The sequence below is a fragment of the Bacteroides sp. AF39-11AC genome, from assembly GCF_003474285.1.
Lineage (GTDB): Bacteria > Bacteroidota > Bacteroidia > Bacteroidales > Bacteroidaceae > Bacteroides.
Genome location: NZ_QROH01000003.1, coordinates 258,717 through 274,839, shown reverse-complemented (window position 1 = coordinate 274,839; position 16,123 = coordinate 258,717). Strand labels below are relative to the sequence as shown.

Here is a 16,123-nt window from a genome sequence, read left to right as displayed (position 1 = left end):
TTGAACCATGAGAAAGTTTTATATTCCAGTTATCATATTGATGATACTTACATCTTGTGAAGATTACCTGAATGTAAATTCGCCTTCCACTTTTGATAAAGATTATATATTTACCAGTGAATCGGAGATTGCGACTGCCGTCAATGGCATGTACGTGCCTATGGTCAGTGGTAAGGGATGGGTAGGCAATCTGGCACAGAAAATGCTGTTTAATACGGATGTGGAGTTTACTACGGTCACTACGTCGTCCAATCTGAAAGAGAGCGCCTTCGAACCGAGTGCAGGTGACATCAGTTCGTACGGCAGTATCTGGACAGGGATGTATGATGGAGTGAACAGGACGAATGACGTGATAGAAGGTATCGAACAAAGTCCTCTGTTTGAGGCTGCCGATAAAACCAAGCCTTCGCGGTTAATGCATTATTATGGTGAAGCGAAAGTTCTGCGTGCCATGTACTATCTGGAACTGGTGAGAAACTGGGGAGACGTTCCTTACAGGCGGAAACCGGCAGGAAACAAGGATGAACTGTTTATCGGTGCAACTGACCGTGACATCATATTGACAGACATGATCAATGACCTGATTGAAGTTGAACCGGTCATGTGGTATGCGGAAGAATCGGACAGGGGAGTGGAAGCGGCATCAAGAGAGTTTTGCCAGGGATTGATTGCCCGTATGGCATTGTATAGAGGAGGATGGACTCTGCGTCCGGATTACTCGAACCCTGCCGCTATCGGTTCAATGCAGCGTAATGATGACTGGCAGAAATACTATGAGATAGCCGAGAAATATGCAGGTAAAGTGATTAATGAAGGCAAACATTCGCTGAATCGCTCATTCCGTCAGGTTTGGGTGGACGAATGTAGTTGGATTGTTCCGGTGAATGATGATAATATCTTCGATGTACCGGCAAAGGTAGGAGGCTCCGGAGAGTTGGGATATTCTTGGGGGACATACATTGTTTCACAGAAGAACTCAGAGGGACAGAATGCATCTAATGCTCCGCATGGATATTCTTCGGGAGGTTCCAAACTGGCGCTTACCTATATGCTGTCATTTGACAAAAAAGACTTGCGCCGCGACCTTACGTGCGAGATGTTCCGCTATGAAAATTCGGGAATGACTAACATCGTACAGAAACCGATAGCCGCCCTTACGGTTTATTGCGGGAAATGGAACCGACTGTTTATGGCAACTCCTCTGGGCAGTACTTCCAATAAAGGTACCGGAATCAATTACACTTATATGCGGTATGCAGACGTACTACTGATGTATGCCGAAGCTGCCAATGAGAATCATAACGGTCCTACACCCCAAGCCAAAGAGGCTCTGAAGAAAGTCCGCAACCGTGCTTTCGCGGCGGAAGATCAGCCGGAATTGGTAGATACCTATGTCGATAAACTTACTACAAAAGAAGATTTCTTTGATGCAATCGTTAAAGAACGCGCATGGGAATTCGGGGGTGAAAAGCATAGAAGATATGATCTGGCGCGTTGGAATCTGTATGGAAAGACACTCTATAACTTGTATTTTGATTGGATTACGTTAGGAAAAGTTGCCCGTACCAAGCAATATGAGAATTCCACCACTGCGTTTGAGGAACCGACTTATGATGAACGTTTTGAATCTTATCCGGCGGTTTCTTATTACAAAATGGTCGATGCCGTGAATCCGGCTGCCGTGTGTGTATCACAAACCATAGACTGGTATAAAGAAGGAGGCAGGAATTCTTATGACGAGGCTTTTGAGTCCTATCCTTCAAAGGCACCTGCGGGATATACACTTTTCAATATGTGTAATCAATATTGCACGCAGGTCAAGAATACATCGAATCCGCGTCAATGGGTTCCTGCCCCTGCTGTCTTGTTTTCTTTCTACGGCTACATCAATGAATCGAATGCCGCTACTGTGAATCCGGAAACCGATCCGGTCCGTTATCTGGTACCTATACCGCCCGATGCATTGTCAAGCCATCAGGGACTGTTGAAGAATTATTATGGATATTAAAAAAGAGAGTATGAAAAAGTTATTGATATATTTGATACCTGTATTGGCATTTTGTCTATTGAATATTACTTCATGCAAGGATGATGCGGAAGAGCTGCCCCGCCTGTTCAGACCTTCCTTCATAGCCTCTTCCTGTTTTGCGGAAGGTAATTCGATTACCCTTGCCTGGAGAACATCCGGAGAAGCGACTTCTTATACGGTGGAGCTTTCGCGTGACCAAACTTTCCAGTCGGAACCCGCTGCAACGCAGACCGTAAACAACGGTAAGTGCACTTTTACGGGGCTGCGCTATGAGACAGGATATTACGCCCGCGTAAGAGCGAATAATGAAAGCCTGAATATTATTTCAAACTGGACGGAATATTCTTCTCTTATCACCACTTTGACCCGCGTCATACCCAAGGTACTTTATGCATTGGATGAGCACCAGATAACGGAGAGTTCGGCTGTGATAGAATGGAGAGTCTCCGAGCAGAATCCTGTGGACGGCGTTGCCATCTGGCAACAGGAAAACGGAACGGATGAAAAGCATTTTGACTTGTCCGGATCGGAAACAGCCTCAGGCAAGTATGTAATTTCAGGATTGACTCCCCGTACATCTTACTATGTTGCATTGACCAATAGCAAAGCTCCCGAAGGTGCGGAAAAGTACAATCGGCAGAAATTCACAACAGCCGGTATGCCTTCCGGTGCCGTACTGGTGACGGATGGCGTTGACTTACTATCGAAGATAAAAGAGGGAATGAATGATGACAGCCGGGCGAGTCTGATCTTCCAATTGAAGAACGGGGTTGATTATTATCTGTCGGCAGACGGACTTCCCGGAAGCAGTACCGGTGACATCAAACTGACGAAAAGCATTGCATTCTTGGCTAATCCCGGAGATCGCCCTACGCTCTATATACGTAAAGGTGGCTTTGTCATTAAACCGGAAGTGAATAATATTCCTGAAATCGAATATTTTATTGTTGAGAATGTGAATGTCAAAGAACCGGTCGTGTCCGGCGGAAGTGGCGGCAGCAAAACACGTTTGTTGAATATCGGCAAGCACGATGCCGGAACTGATATCACGATAGATCGTTTTGAAATCCGCAATTCCGATATTGTCCTTCCTTCTACCGTTCTGATGATGAGCGATGCCAGCGAAGGAATGACGACCATCAACCATATCCGGATTGATAATTGTCTGGTTACCGGAATCAATGACACTAAATATGTGACGAAACAATTCGGATTCATACATGCCATCAATAAAGGTTCCAACGTCTGGAATGATGTTTCTGTAACGAACTCCACTTTCTATGAATTCTATATCTCGCCGGGTGTCTTTGGAGTGCTTACTGCTGATGTGCCGGTTTCCTCTAACGCTAAAGTTTCTATTTCGAATTGTACGTTCTATAATTGGGCTACAAGCAAGTCGTCGTATACGGCAATTGGCGATTTCTCTAAACTGTCTGTAGCATTGCCGCTATCCGTTAATGCCTGTGTCTTTGGATATAGTGCAGGAAAAGCTCTGGTTCCGGGACAAGCCAAACTGACGGGAAAGAATAATTATTGTACCACCGACTTTGAGCAGGCGGCCGATACTGGACTGACGTTGATAGATCTGGGCATGTCGGATTCTTCATTTTTCAGGAATGCCAAGGATGGTGACTTTACGGTTATCGATACCGGATCCACGGTTTATACCCAGGAATATGGTGACCCGCGCTGGATAACGGTTTCCGAATACTAACTTATTGATAGAAAACAGAAAGTGTAAGATTCTGTAAGAGGGCTGTGCTTAGTATGGACGGATTTTGATTCGTTCATACGGGCCGCCTATTGACTATACACTATTAAAATAGGAGATTAGAATTATGAGATATACTACAATTGGAATCCTTCTTCTGGCATGGGTCCTGCTGGCCTGCGATGAAAAAGAGGAGGTTTCCGGTCCGTCTGTTCCTTTCCCTGATTATGGAGAAGTGCTTGCTTTTCCGGGAGCCGAAGGGTACGGGCGCAATGCGGTAGGCGGGAGACATGGTGAGGTCTATCACGTCACTACGCTTGCCGACTCGGGAAAAGGCTCTTTGCGTGATGCGGTGAGTAAATCCGGAAGAATCGTTGTTTTTGATGTTGCGGGAATCATTCGCCTGCAATCCCCGCTCACTTTTTCCAAGAATCTGACTATTGCTGCACAAACGGCTCCCGGTGACGGAATTGTTGTTTATGGAAATCAGGTTTCTTTTTCCGGAGCCGACAATGTCATTTGCCGTTACCTGCGCATACGGATGGGAGTGAACGGGAAAGACGGTAAAGATGCCGCCGGTGTGGCTTACGGAGCGAATATGATTTTTGATCACATGTCGGTTACTTGGGGGCGCGATGAATGCTTTTCCATCAATGGAGATCCGAAGAAACCGGGCGATCAGCCCCGGAATATAACTATCCAGAACTCCTTTATAGGGCAAGGCCTGCAACCACATTCTTGCGGAGGACTTATCCAGACTACGGCTGAAAATGGAGTGACCTTATACCGTAACCTGTATATCGACAACAAAACCCGTAATCCGAAAGTGAAAGGTCTGAATCAGTTTGTAAATAACGTCGTTTACAACTGGGGTAATGGCGGTGCTTATATCATGGGTGATACGGAACAGACCTCCGAAGCCGATATCCGGAATAACTATTTCATAGTAGGTGCTACTTTAAATTATGATGGGAAAACGCTGGGTGCTACAGCTCCCTTCACGCGCTATAACGAACATTTTCGTGCCCATTTATCCGGCAACTATTATGATGAAAATAAGGATGGAGTGCTGAATGGTCGCGAACTGACCCGTGAAGATTGCACGAAACGGAAACAAGAGTCTGGCACTGAGATCGTGATAACTCCTACTTTTCTGGATAAACCGTCGGATGTGCATCCCGCTATCGAAGGCTTGATGACTGCCCGGGATGCTTACGAGTGGATCGTGCAACATGGCGGAGCTTCATTACCCGCCCGTGACCAGGTAGATAGCTATCTTGTTGAAGAATTAACTTCATTGGGTAAGAAAGGAGGGATCATTCTCACGGAAATGGACCTGCCTGCACAAGGCCCCGGTGAAATAAAGTCGGGAACCAAACCGCTGGATACTGATAATGATGGTATGCCCGACGACTTTGAAGATACATACGGACTTGATAAAAATGATCCGTCCGACGCTATGAAGATAGCTTCCAACGGATATACTAATATTGAAAACTACATATTCCTGATAAACAAATGAAAAAGATATATACTTATTTGATCTTCTCACTCGCCCTGCTGTGCAGCACTTCATTGATTGCGCAGACCAATGAGAAAGCCAGAGAAACTGCTGTAATGATTGCCGACCGCATTCTGAAGTCAACAACCTATGATTTTGTCGATAAGAAAAGCGGCAAGACCTACACATCGCTCAAAAACGTACCTTTAAATAAGAATGTGAAAGTACAAAGCAAATATCTGGATTGGCATTACACAAATGGAGTCACCAATATAGCCCTGATGGAGTTGGGAGATAAATTAGGTACTTCGAAGTACGAGAATTATGTTCTGAAGAATATGAATTTCATTTTCGACGATGTAAACCAGGACTACTTCCATCGCCTGTATGACCAAACATTGGAGCAGGAAGGTTGGAGAGCCGTGAACCATGTGAATTGGCACATGATTTACCGGAATAAACGCTTGGATGATAATGGCCCTATGGGAGCCAGTCTGATTGTGCTCAACCGTCGTCACCCCGAACAGGCTTTCCGGAAGTACATCGATCAGACCGATCATCACCTGATGGTGTCCGAACCGCGTCTTGCCGATGGTACTATTGCCCGGTTATGGCCGCATGTCAATACCATTTGGGCGGATGATGCCTTTATGGCTCTTTCATTTCTGGTCAGGATGGGAGAGGTGACAGGCGATACCAAATACTTTGATGATGCAGCCAATCAGATACTGAACTATACCCGCTATCTGTGGTGTCCCGAAAAAGGACTGTACTATCATTGCTACCACACGGATAACAAAGCGCATGGCGTTGCCCATTGGTCCAGGGCGAACGGATGGGTTTTCATGGCTACTGCCGATTTGCTGGCACGAATGCCCGCCGAACATCCGATGCGTGAAGATGTCATCCGGAACTTCCGTATGCAGGCGGACGGACTGATTCGTTATCAGGGTGCGAATGGATTGTGGCATCAGCTTCTGGATAAGGAAGATTCCTATGAAGAAATTACGGGAACTGCTATGTTCGTCTTCGGCATTGCCAGAGGCGTGAAACAAGGGTGGCTGCATCCCGACTATATCTATGTGGCATGGGAAGGGTTGAAAGGCATGTTCACCAAGATTACTCCGGAGGGTGATGTAACGGCTATCTGTGCAGGTACGGGCATAATGCCCGCTTTGTCATTCTACTATAACCGTCCCCAGTGGAAGAATGATCCGATGGGAGAGGGTCCCGTGCTGAGGGCATTGGTGGAAATGATAGACGCACCCAAGTATACGGAAATCAAGGCCGAACAGCAATACGATAAAATCAAGTGATTTCTTGATATTACAGGAATATTACAGATTTATTACAGAATCTTTCTTTAGCTTTGCATCTTCTAAGAAAATAAGTTGAAGTAAACCTTTGAGGATAATATGCTAAAGAAATATTCTGTATTACGGGGATTCGTTGTTTTGTGTGTAGGACTGCTTGCCTTCTGTCTGCCTCCTTTGCAGGCACAGGACAGTGATTTCGTGACCTGGAACAAGATGAAAGCCCGGCACGATGTATCCTCCAAAGTGGAACTTTACGGAGATGTGGAGATGCGTACCCGTGACGCACTGGATGAGATAGACCGTTGGGGGTTCGGCGTAGGTACTTCCGTCCTTCTTCTTCCGTTTCTAAAAGCTGAGGGCGGTTACGAATACCACTACCGCAACCGTGGTGAAGATGGCTGGAAATCCCGGCACCGCTATCATGCAGGAGTCTCTTTCACTCTCAAAAAACGACAATGGACGTTCACTCTGCGCGAGCGTTTCCAGCATACTTTCGACGGACGCGGAGCGGATGAATTCCGTCTCCGCACCCGCCTGAAAGCTGCTTATAAGGTAACTACATGGTCACCGTATGTTTCTTTAGAGCAATATCACGGTCTGGGCAAAGATGAATGGTTCCATGCCTCCCGCTTCCGTGCCCGCGGTGGGGTGGAAGCTAAACTGTCGTCCTCCTAGTCGGCAGATGTTTTCTATTGCTACCAGCACGAGAGTGATCTGGACAGACATATTCTGGGGTGGGAGTTGATTTACCGGTTCTGATTGCCTTTGCCGCCGCTATTTATTTGTCCCCATCCAAGTCCATTTATGCCAGATATGTTCCAATGGACCTTGTTTATGTTTGCTCAACCACCATTTGCAGAATTTCACTTGCAACAGGAACATGCAAAGCCCGATTAGCAGACTGAGCGTATATCCACAATAGGGAGCCAGGTACAGACCGATAGGGAAATAAATCAGTGCTCCCATTATGGATTGGGATATATAGTTCGTAAGACTCATTTTTCCATAGAATCTCAGGCTGCTGACGGCTTTACTGAACTTTTCACGTTGGTAAAGCAATACGAATGAAGCTACCAGTACGAAAGTAAAAGCTAACTTTTGCCACATATCGAATGCAGTTCCGGCTGTTTGCTGTATGAGTGTACTGTTCTGCATAATCAACTCTTTCAGGGCATAGAGAGGAGCAAAAGATATTGCGGAGATAATCAGTATCTTTATCCAGAAATGGAGATTCTTTTCCGTCGTAACGAAAAGCTGCTTTCTGCCGATGTAGAAGCCTAAGAGGAATAATCCGGCTGTTTGGAAAAAGCGTCCTGCATTTACCGCCCATAATAAGCTGGCTTTCTGCCCTAAAGTAACGTTCCCCCAGATGAAATCCCAAAAGTTGCCGGCTTGGGTGTACTCTGCCACTTCCGCATACATTTTGCCTACCTTCAGGTCCGGTAACTGATGTGCAGGATTGATCAGATTGGCTATGTAATTGCCTTAGATACATATATCAGAAAGCCGCATGAAAATCCCTCTATTGGGATAATACTTTGCAGAGAAATGAATCAAACCTTTGTAGAATTTGCAGTTCGTGATTATAACAAGCCGATGGGAGTCGCTACCTACCGTGCATCCAAAGATATGCCGGAACGACTTCGTAATGCCTTGCCTGACATTGAGGAACTGAAAAGGTTATTGTAAAACGAAAACCTGTCTCTTTTTGGGCAGGTAGTCGTCTTTTGTTTCTACTTCTGTTCACAAGTAAATTCTTTGCAAAAATTATCTGTCAGCTAATAAATCTTTATATCTCCGTTGTATTTAGAATATCAGGAAGCTGAAAAAGAAGTGATAGTCACGATGAAATAACTTTTCTGTAAAAATAAATAGTGTTTGCAAATTTGCTCGGTAGAAGAACAACGATTCGTCAAATGGGAAGTTTATATAAAAAGAGACTTTCTCCATCTCTTCATCCATAAAAAACTCCCATCCATATCCCGCCTTTATCAAAAATGAGTATATTTGCCCGCATCATTCTATCTTTTAACCTTAAAAACACAGTTTAAATGCAGCGTAAAGCCCCGCAAACATCTGATATTGACGATGAAACTCTTTTTGCTAAAGTGGAGCGGGGAGATGTAGAGGCATTTACTGCGGTTTACAATAAATATCACAAACTGCTTTACGCATTGGCCTATCGCTATTTGATGAGTTCGGCGATGGCAGAAGACGCTGTGCAGCACGTATTTACCCGTTTCTGGGAATTCCGTTCGGAGCTTCGGGTGGGCATCAGCCTGAGAAACTACCTGATAACAATGACTAAAAATCATATACTCAATGTGATACGCAATGAGAATACCGCCCTTACCAAGAATTATGAGATAGCTCAGGGCATCCCTGCTTACGAAGATACTCTTGTTGATAGTCTGGAAAAGAAAGAACTAATGTCCATCTTTTATAAAGCAGTCGATATGTTACCACCCCAAAAGCGGGAAATCTGCCTGATGAAGGTGCGCGAAGAACTCTCCAACCAAGAAATAGCCGACCGTCTGAAGCTCTCTATCAATACCATCAAAACCCACTATTCCGATGCGCTGAAACTGTTGCGCGTCCATCTGGGGAAATTGCTAATTTTTGTTACGTACCTCACCTTGTTAAGGTATTTAAGTGTCTATTTAATAGTATGAGTACAGAGAATATGAATACACCTACAGAAAAACAAATACAGGAAGTGCTGGCAGGGACGTCTACTCCTGAAGTTGCCCGGATCGTAGCGGCTTGGTTTGCTACCGATGAGGGGGCGGCCTATCTGGCTAAAAGTATGGACCGTGATGCCGTACAGATCAAACAAGGATTCGAAGAACTCTATGTCAATCACGAAATCCCGTCCGAAGAGATGTTTGCCCATATCCGCCGCAACATCCGGCAGAAACGTATTCGCAGGATTACTTTCCGTGTGGCAGCCGTACTCATTCCATTTGTACTGCTGATAGGGCTGTTTGTCCAGGTGAATACCCGTGTCGATCTGCTGGGTGATTCCGGTTACGAAGAAATCTATGTGCCCAAAGGTGAGCGCTTGCAAATGATGTTTCAGGATGGCACACGCGCCTATATCAATTCAGATTCACGCCTGAAATATCCTAAGAAGTTTGCACTGTCCAGCCGTGAAGTCTATCTGGAAGGCGAGGCTTATTTTGTAGTCTCAAAGAATTCCCACCGGCCTTTCATTGTCAATCTTAACGGGCCTTCCGTGCATGTTCTGGGAACTTCGTTCGATGTTCAGGCCTATCCGGAGAATAAGGATATCACGGTCTGTCTGGATGAAGGTCATGTTAATCTGATGCTTGCTTCAGATAAGAAATATCCGTTGCAACCCGGTGAGAAACTTGTCTATAACAAGGAAAGTGATCGTTGTACCATTACCCGGCATGCCGATATCCATCTGTCTTCCCTGTGGAAAAAGAATGTGATAGCTTTCAAGGATGCCCCGCTGTCCGAAGTCATCAAAGTACTGAACCGTTGGTATGATGTGAACTTCAAGATAGAAGACCAGTCAGCTTGGGATGTATACTTTACGATTACATCAGAGAATACGCTTCTCGAAAAAGTTCTTCAGGATTTGGAGAAGATTGCGCCGTTACGGTTTGAATATAAAGAGGCTGAAAAGGAAGTGATAGTCACAAGAAAAAAAGAGGATTCCCGTCTAATGCATTGATTGTTCAGATTTGAGTTGTAAACAATATGTGAAATAAAAGTGCGTATTGCAGGTAAAATTCCGTTCAGTAAAGTGCGCATTGCAGGTAGTTTACGCTATATTAAACTTGCGTATTACAGAAAGTATCTTTGTTTTTGCGCATTGACCATATTAAATATTGAATTTCATGATATTTAAATGTAAATGGGTAATAATTCAAGACTATTCTGTATGCCCCGTTAATAACCGTGAACAGCGTTTTTAAAGAATAAGAGGAACGTTTTTTAAGAATGTTGCCGACGTTTATTAACAGCGTAGAAATCGATCTTAAAACTATAATAGAATATATATATACAAAAAAGGCGATAATCCTTCATGAGAATGACCGCCTTTTTACCTTTTATACCCGTTATTGTTTGGGGTGAAAGTCACCCGTATTAACTATAATCAGCCTGAATAGCTTAGGAATAAGCCACCAGTTGATTATATGGATTAGCTCCTGTTTTAGCTGAAAATATTGTCAATTTTATGCACTGTTTAGTGTCTCGTTGTAAAGGTCTTACTTTTCCCATTTACGAAAGTTTTAGGTTTATATTAGAGTTTCATTTTAAACTTCTACAAATATACTACATCAGAAAGGCGAAGTCAAGTGTTACGGCCTTTGTTTTGAATTGTTTTTTCATTAATGGTGATAATCTCTTCTGTTATACTATTCTATCGGTTAGTTTCTATTTCATATTGCCCTTTTTTAGGTAGAACTATTTCATATTATCCTTAAACTTCTTGCATGAAACGGCTGCTTATTATTATAAAAATAGTAAATTTGTACGAATCTCGTGAGTGATTGCCTTCTTTATACATAGATACATTAATACAAGATGACGAGCTACATTTTGAACCGCCAATGACGATTCTTAGTCTTTTAGAAGACCTTTTCTTGATTTATTTAGCAAAAAAGCATTTTTCCCTCACCCGCTCCGAAATCTTGTGTGTCTACTTTGTATAAAGCGATTTATATCATTGTTAATCTAAAATTTAAGTTATGAAACACAAGATTTTACTTGTTCTGTTTTTGGGCTTTATGGCATGTTTAGCAGCCAACGCTCAGAAAGTAACCTTGCAGTTCCGGCAAGTTAAGTTGGCAAAAGTCTTTGATGCTATCACTCAACAAACCGGACTAACCGTGGCATACAGCCGTCCTACCGTTGACCCGGATCGGGTTGTTTCTATTGAGGCTGATAAAGAAGAACTTTCAGATGTGCTTGCACAATTGCTGAAAGGCACGAATGTAACTTTCGAAATAGGCGAGATGAAGATTTTCATAAAAGAAGAACCGGTTTCAGATACTTCGCAAAAGAGTGGTCGACTTATAACTATTTCCGGTACAATTGTTGATGAAAAAGGTGAAACGATTATTGGGGCAAGTGTTGCTGTACAAGGAACTACTTTGGGTACTATCACCAATGCGGACGGTGAGTATTCTTTAGCTAATGTGCCGGAGAATTCAAAAATCGCTATTTCATTTATTGGTTATCAATCAATATCGCTTCCAGCAAGTACAAAAACGCTCAGTAAGGTAGTGATGAAAGAAGATAATGAAGTTTTAGATGAAGTTGTTGTAGTTGGTTATGGTACACAGTCAAAGACGCGAACTACAGGAGCTATAGCGCAAATTAAACAAGATAAAATAGCAAATATTCCTGTAAGTAGCTTTGAACAGGCTATAGCTGGACAGTTACCCGGAGTACAAGTGATGCAACAAAGTGGAGCACCGGGGGCTGGGGCCTCAATGAAAATCAGAGGGTCTTCTTCGATCACAGCAGGGACTAATCCTCTTATCGTAATCGATGGTTTTCCAATGACTTCTGAAAATACAGCAAGCTTATTAAATCCAGAAGATATAGAATCAATTGATGTTTTAAAAGATGCCTCTTCTTCTGCCATCTATGGTTCTCGTGGCGCTAACGGAGTTATTGTAATTACAACCAAAAAAGGAAAAGATGGTAAAGCAAGAATTTCAGCAAAAGCATATTATGGTATACAAACAGTTTCAAAGAAAATTGATTTGATGGATGCTTATGAATATGCAGATTTTGCAGCTACTGCCAGAAATAATTATTGGGTGGATTTAAAACCTGGAGTAAATACACCTGAAGATCCGAATTCTGCTCGTCCGTCGAAAGCAAGAATACCTGATTATCTTACTCCTTATCTGAACAAGGAAGCAGGATTAGTTAATACAAATTGGCAAGATGAATTATTTCGTACTGCAGCAATACAACAATATGATCTTTCAGTGTCCGGTGGAAATGAAAAGATATCCTATTATACTTCAATAAGCTATGCTAATCAAGATGGAGTAATTAAGAATTCAGGATTTAAGCGTTTGTCTGCACGTTCCAATATCAGTGCGAAATTGAATAAACATGTTTCATTTGATTTTGATATTGCACCTTCTTATTCTGTGACTAATAAAGTATCTGAAAGTAATCATAAGTCAGATGGTGTTGTTTTGATGACAATGTTAGCCAATCCGGCTGCTATAGCATATAATTCAGATGGGAGTATTAAATACGGTGATCAAATAGAAAAAGGACAAGCTTGGGGTACTGTAGCTTTAGAGAGTCCATTGGCTACTGCTATGAGTATTAAAGATGATGAGAAGACATTCAATATTCTATCTAATTTGAATCTGAATATAACGATTTTAGATAATCTAAAATTCAAATCTCATTTTGGGGTACAGTATAATAAAATTGAGAATGATTATTTCCGTCCTTCTTATTTGGGTGGCTATAATTCTAAAGCCCCATCTAAAGCTGTAGGTAAATATTTTGGTTATACGACATTAAATTGGATTACTGAGAATACGCTTACCTATTCTTTAGAACAAAATGATCATTATATAGAGTTTCTGGCAGGTATCAGTGCACAGCGTGAAGATTATGATAGAGCGAACATGGTTGCTTCAGATTTTCCGAATGATAATATTACGACATTGAATGCAGGTATAGTAAATAGTGGATATACAGATAAAAGTACTTGGACATTATTCTCATATTTTGCAAGAGTCAATTATTCATATAAAAATAAATATTTGCTTGCTGCTTCTATTCGACGTGACGGTTCTTCCCGTTTTGGAAAAAATAATAAATATGGTACATTCCCATCGGTTTCTATAGGATGGCGCATTATTGAAGAAGAATGGATGAAAAAATTGGATATACTTAGTGATCTGAAATTGAGAGCAAGTGTTGGAGGAACTGGTAATTTTCAAATATCTAATTATAGTTCATATTCTTTATTAAATCCTGCTAATTACTTGTATAGTAATGTGGTTGTAAACGGGTTGGCTCCTTCAACAGCTCCAAACCCTAATATTTCATGGGAAAAGACAACCCAGTGGAATGTTGGCTTAGATGTTGGCTTACTCAATAACAGACTAACATTTGCTGTGGACTATTACAAATCAACTACAGATGGTTTATTGTTGAATGTTCCGGTTCCTGCTGCATCAGGATTTACCACATCACTACAGAATATAGGCAAAGTGAATAATAAAGGTGTTGAATTATCAATTAAAGCAGATATTGGTAATGATGATTTTATGTGGAGTCCTTCATTGAATTTTTCCAAGAATAAATCGAAAGTAATTCGATTGGGGCCTGGTCAAACACAAATACTTCAAGATAATAGTTTGACAAGGGTTGGTGGCGAAGTTGGCTCTTACTATGTTTATAATGTTATAGGTATATATAAATCAGAAGAAGATTTGAATAAATATCCTCATTTAAATACATCAAAAGTAGGTAGCTATATTTATGAGGATATTAGCGGGCCTGACGGGAAACCTGATGGTAAAATAACAGATGCGGATAGAAAAGTAATGGGCAATTATATGCCTGATTTTACGATGGGATTTTATAACTCATTTTCTTTTAAGAATTTTGATTTAAGTTTTATGATTCAATGGGTTCAAGGTGTTGATATCTTTAATAAATCAAATGCTTTTCTTTTGAATGAAGAAGGATGGGGAACTGGAATTAAAAAATTGTATAATAATTGGTTCTCTGAGAATAATCTGACTGCTAAGTATGCTCGTCCCTTAGTTTCACCAACAGATAAACTGTATGAATCATCCAATTATATGCTTGAAGATGGATCATATCTACGTTTTAACAATATAACATTAGGTTATCGATTGCCTAAAAAAATATTGAATAAAGTGAATGTTGGGGATTTACGTTTTTATGTAACTGCTCATAATCTATTTACGATAACATCGTATTCAGGGTACAATCCGGAAGTCAGTATATCTTCTAATCCTCTTACACCAGGTATAGATTATGGTGGTTATCCGGTAAATAAATCTATTGTATTTGGTATAAATGTAAACTTTTAAATAGAAATGATATGAAAACATTTAGATATATTATCTCTATCAGTTGTGTGTTAGCTAGCATCTGCTTTTACTCATGCGATGACTTTTTGAACCAAGAGCCTCCCTCTAATGAAAGTGTGCCGGCATTCTATAAAACAGAAACGGATATAGCTCAGGGGGTAGCGGCAGCTTATAATGCTTTAATGGCGAAATCTCAGTATGGTAGTAATTTTATTTATTTGATGGAAGTTCGTTCAGATAATACTTATACAGAAAGTATTACAAATAGTGGAGGAATATATGGCGATATTGATTTATTCCGTGAAACATCTTATAATCGAGTTCTGGAGGACACTTGGGTTGGTTGTTATGAAGGTATTAAGCGGTGTAATATTGTTTTGGATAATATAGAAAGTGTCCAGATGGATGAAACTGCTAAGAAAAAGTATAAAGGAGAAATGTTGTTTATACGCGCATTGACGTACTTTAATATGGTTCGTTTATGGGGGGATGTACCATTGGTAATTCACTATTTTGATGATCCATTTCAAACATTTGGATTTGGCAGAAGTCCGGTAAATGATGTATATGAGCAAATTAAAAACGATTTGATTGAAGCATCTAAAATTCTACCCGAAGCACCGGATAGCAAGCGTTTAGGAACTGCCGTTTCAGGATCTGCAAAAACTCTTTTGGGAAAAGTTTATTTGACTTTAAAGGATTATGATAATGCAGTGAAAATATTGAAAGAAGTTATTGATAGCAAGCAATATACTTTTATTCAAGACTATACAGAGCTTTTCGATGTAGATAATAAAAATAATTCTGAAAGTATTTTTGAAATACAATATACTGAAGCCGTGACAGATCTTGGCAGTGCGTTTGCTAATTTGTTTGCTCCGATTGGAAGTTCAGAAGTTACTGGAGGTATTGGAGCCACTGAAGGTAACAATGAACCTACGCGAAATTTCTATGAATCATATAATATAGATGATTTAAGACGTGATGTATCTATAGGGCAATTAGCTGATGGTAGAATCTATTGTAAGAAATTTGTAAAGAAGCCGGTTTTACCCAATCAGTCAAATGCCAATTTTGTTGTTTTGCGATATACGGATGTTTTATTGATGTATGCTGAAGCTCTTAATGAAATTAGTTATTCATCTTCTGGGGATGCAATTAAATATTTGAATGAAGTTCGCCAAAGAGCAGGTTTACAGCTGTATACTTCTCAGCAAATAACAGGAAAGGATGAGTTTAGAAACCTGATTTGGGATGAGAGACGTTGTGAGTTTGCTTTTGAAAACCAGCGTTGGTTTGATCTTCTAAGAAGTGGAAAGGCTGTAGAGGTTATGAATAAATCTTCTAATGGAGATTTTGCGATAGAACCTTATCAATTATTATTTCCAATACCTCAAAATCAGATTGATATTGCACCTGATGTCATGAAGCAAAATGATAACTATTAGTTGATTAATGATGTGTTTGAAATAGTATTAACTTAAA

General features: G+C 41.2%; 9 protein-coding genes and 2 pseudogenes. 10 read left to right on the top strand and 1 reads right to left on the bottom strand.

Annotation, left to right across the window (positions count from 1 at the left end; all coding sequences use genetic code 11):
* The first annotated feature begins 7 nt into the window (after positions 1-7).
* The 5 genes from DW036_RS06795 (at position 8) to DW036_RS06775 (ending at position 7,232) form a co-directional block, all read left to right on the top strand.
* Positions 8-2,008, top strand: a complete 2,001-nt coding sequence (locus tag DW036_RS06795) for a RagB/SusD family nutrient uptake outer membrane protein (RefSeq protein ID WP_118462338.1) — start codon at positions 8-10, stop codon at positions 2,006-2,008.
* Between the two features lie 10 nt (positions 2,009-2,018).
* On the top strand, positions 2,019-3,743 hold the full coding sequence (locus DW036_RS06790) for a fibronectin type III domain-containing protein (RefSeq protein ID WP_233560333.1): 1,725 nt from the start codon (positions 2,019-2,021) through the stop codon (positions 3,741-3,743).
* Positions 3,744-3,867: 124 nt separating this feature from the next.
* Positions 3,868-5,262 carry a pectate lyase gene (locus tag DW036_RS06785; RefSeq protein WP_118462334.1) on the top strand — a complete coding sequence of 465 codons (1,395 nt, stop codon included), beginning with the start codon at positions 3,868-3,870 and terminating at the stop codon, positions 5,260-5,262.
* The gene (locus DW036_RS06780; protein ID WP_118462332.1) at positions 5,259-6,557 is read left to right on the top strand and encodes a glycoside hydrolase family 105 protein; all 1,299 of its coding nucleotides are present in this window, start codon (positions 5,259-5,261) and stop codon (positions 6,555-6,557) included. Before DW036_RS06785 ends, DW036_RS06780 begins: the two co-directional genes overlap by 4 nt.
* A 99-nt stretch (positions 6,558-6,656) precedes the next feature.
* On the top strand, positions 6,657-7,232 hold the full coding sequence (locus DW036_RS06775; RefSeq protein WP_233560332.1) for a DUF2490 domain-containing protein: 576 nt from the start codon (positions 6,657-6,659) through the stop codon (positions 7,230-7,232).
* A gap of 99 nt (positions 7,233-7,331) precedes the next feature.
* Here the strand turns inward: DW036_RS06775 and DW036_RS06770 are convergent.
* Positions 7,332-8,039 (bottom strand): annotated as a pseudogene (locus DW036_RS06770) (DUF418 domain-containing protein); the annotation flags it as partial.
* Between DW036_RS06770 and DW036_RS06765 the strand changes: the two are divergent.
* The 5 genes and pseudogenes from DW036_RS06765 to DW036_RS06745 form a co-directional block, all read left to right on the top strand.
* Positions 8,031-8,246, top strand: a pseudogene (locus DW036_RS06765) (PDDEXK nuclease domain-containing protein); the annotation flags it as partial. The pseudogenes DW036_RS06770 and DW036_RS06765 sit on opposite strands and share 9 nt — an antisense overlap.
* A gap of 362 nt (positions 8,247-8,608) precedes the next feature.
* On the top strand, positions 8,609-9,229 hold the full coding sequence (locus DW036_RS06760; protein WP_118462330.1) for an RNA polymerase sigma factor: 621 nt from the start codon (positions 8,609-8,611) through the stop codon (positions 9,227-9,229).
* 11 nt (positions 9,230-9,240) lie between these two features.
* Positions 9,241-10,257, top strand: a complete 1,017-nt coding sequence (locus tag DW036_RS06755; RefSeq protein ID WP_369906168.1) for a FecR family protein — start codon at positions 9,241-9,243, stop codon at positions 10,255-10,257.
* Positions 10,258-11,278: 1,021 nt separating this feature from the next.
* Positions 11,279-14,638 (top strand): TonB-dependent receptor, encoded by a 3,360-nt coding sequence (locus tag DW036_RS06750; protein WP_118462326.1) that lies wholly within the window; start codon positions 11,279-11,281, stop codon positions 14,636-14,638.
* Positions 14,639-14,649: 11 nt separating this feature from the next.
* A complete protein-coding gene (locus tag DW036_RS06745; protein WP_118462324.1) occupies positions 14,650-16,086 on the top strand; it encodes a RagB/SusD family nutrient uptake outer membrane protein in 1,437 nt (478 codons plus the stop codon).
* Positions 16,087-16,123: the final 37 nt, after the last annotated feature.

Coding starts and splice junctions, on each gene's coding strand:
- DW036_RS06745 (WP_118462324.1), top strand. CDS start 14,650: ATGAAAACATTTAGATATATTATCTCTATCAGTTGTGTGTTAGCTAGC.
- DW036_RS06780 (WP_118462332.1), top strand. CDS start 5,259: ATGAAAAAGATATATACTTATTTGATCTTCTCACTCGCCCTGCTGTGC.
- DW036_RS06775 (WP_233560332.1), top strand. CDS start 6,657: ATGCTAAAGAAATATTCTGTATTACGGGGATTCGTTGTTTTGTGTGTA.
- DW036_RS06795 (WP_118462338.1), top strand. CDS start 8: ATGAGAAAGTTTTATATTCCAGTTATCATATTGATGATACTTACATCT.
- DW036_RS06750 (WP_118462326.1), top strand. CDS start 11,279: ATGAAACACAAGATTTTACTTGTTCTGTTTTTGGGCTTTATGGCATGT.
- DW036_RS06755 (WP_369906168.1), top strand. CDS start 9,241: ATGAATACACCTACAGAAAAACAAATACAGGAAGTGCTGGCAGGGACG.
- DW036_RS06790 (WP_233560333.1), top strand. CDS start 2,019: ATGAAAAAGTTATTGATATATTTGATACCTGTATTGGCATTTTGTCTA.
- DW036_RS06760 (WP_118462330.1), top strand. CDS start 8,609: ATGCAGCGTAAAGCCCCGCAAACATCTGATATTGACGATGAAACTCTT.
- DW036_RS06785 (WP_118462334.1), top strand. CDS start 3,868: ATGAGATATACTACAATTGGAATCCTTCTTCTGGCATGGGTCCTGCTG.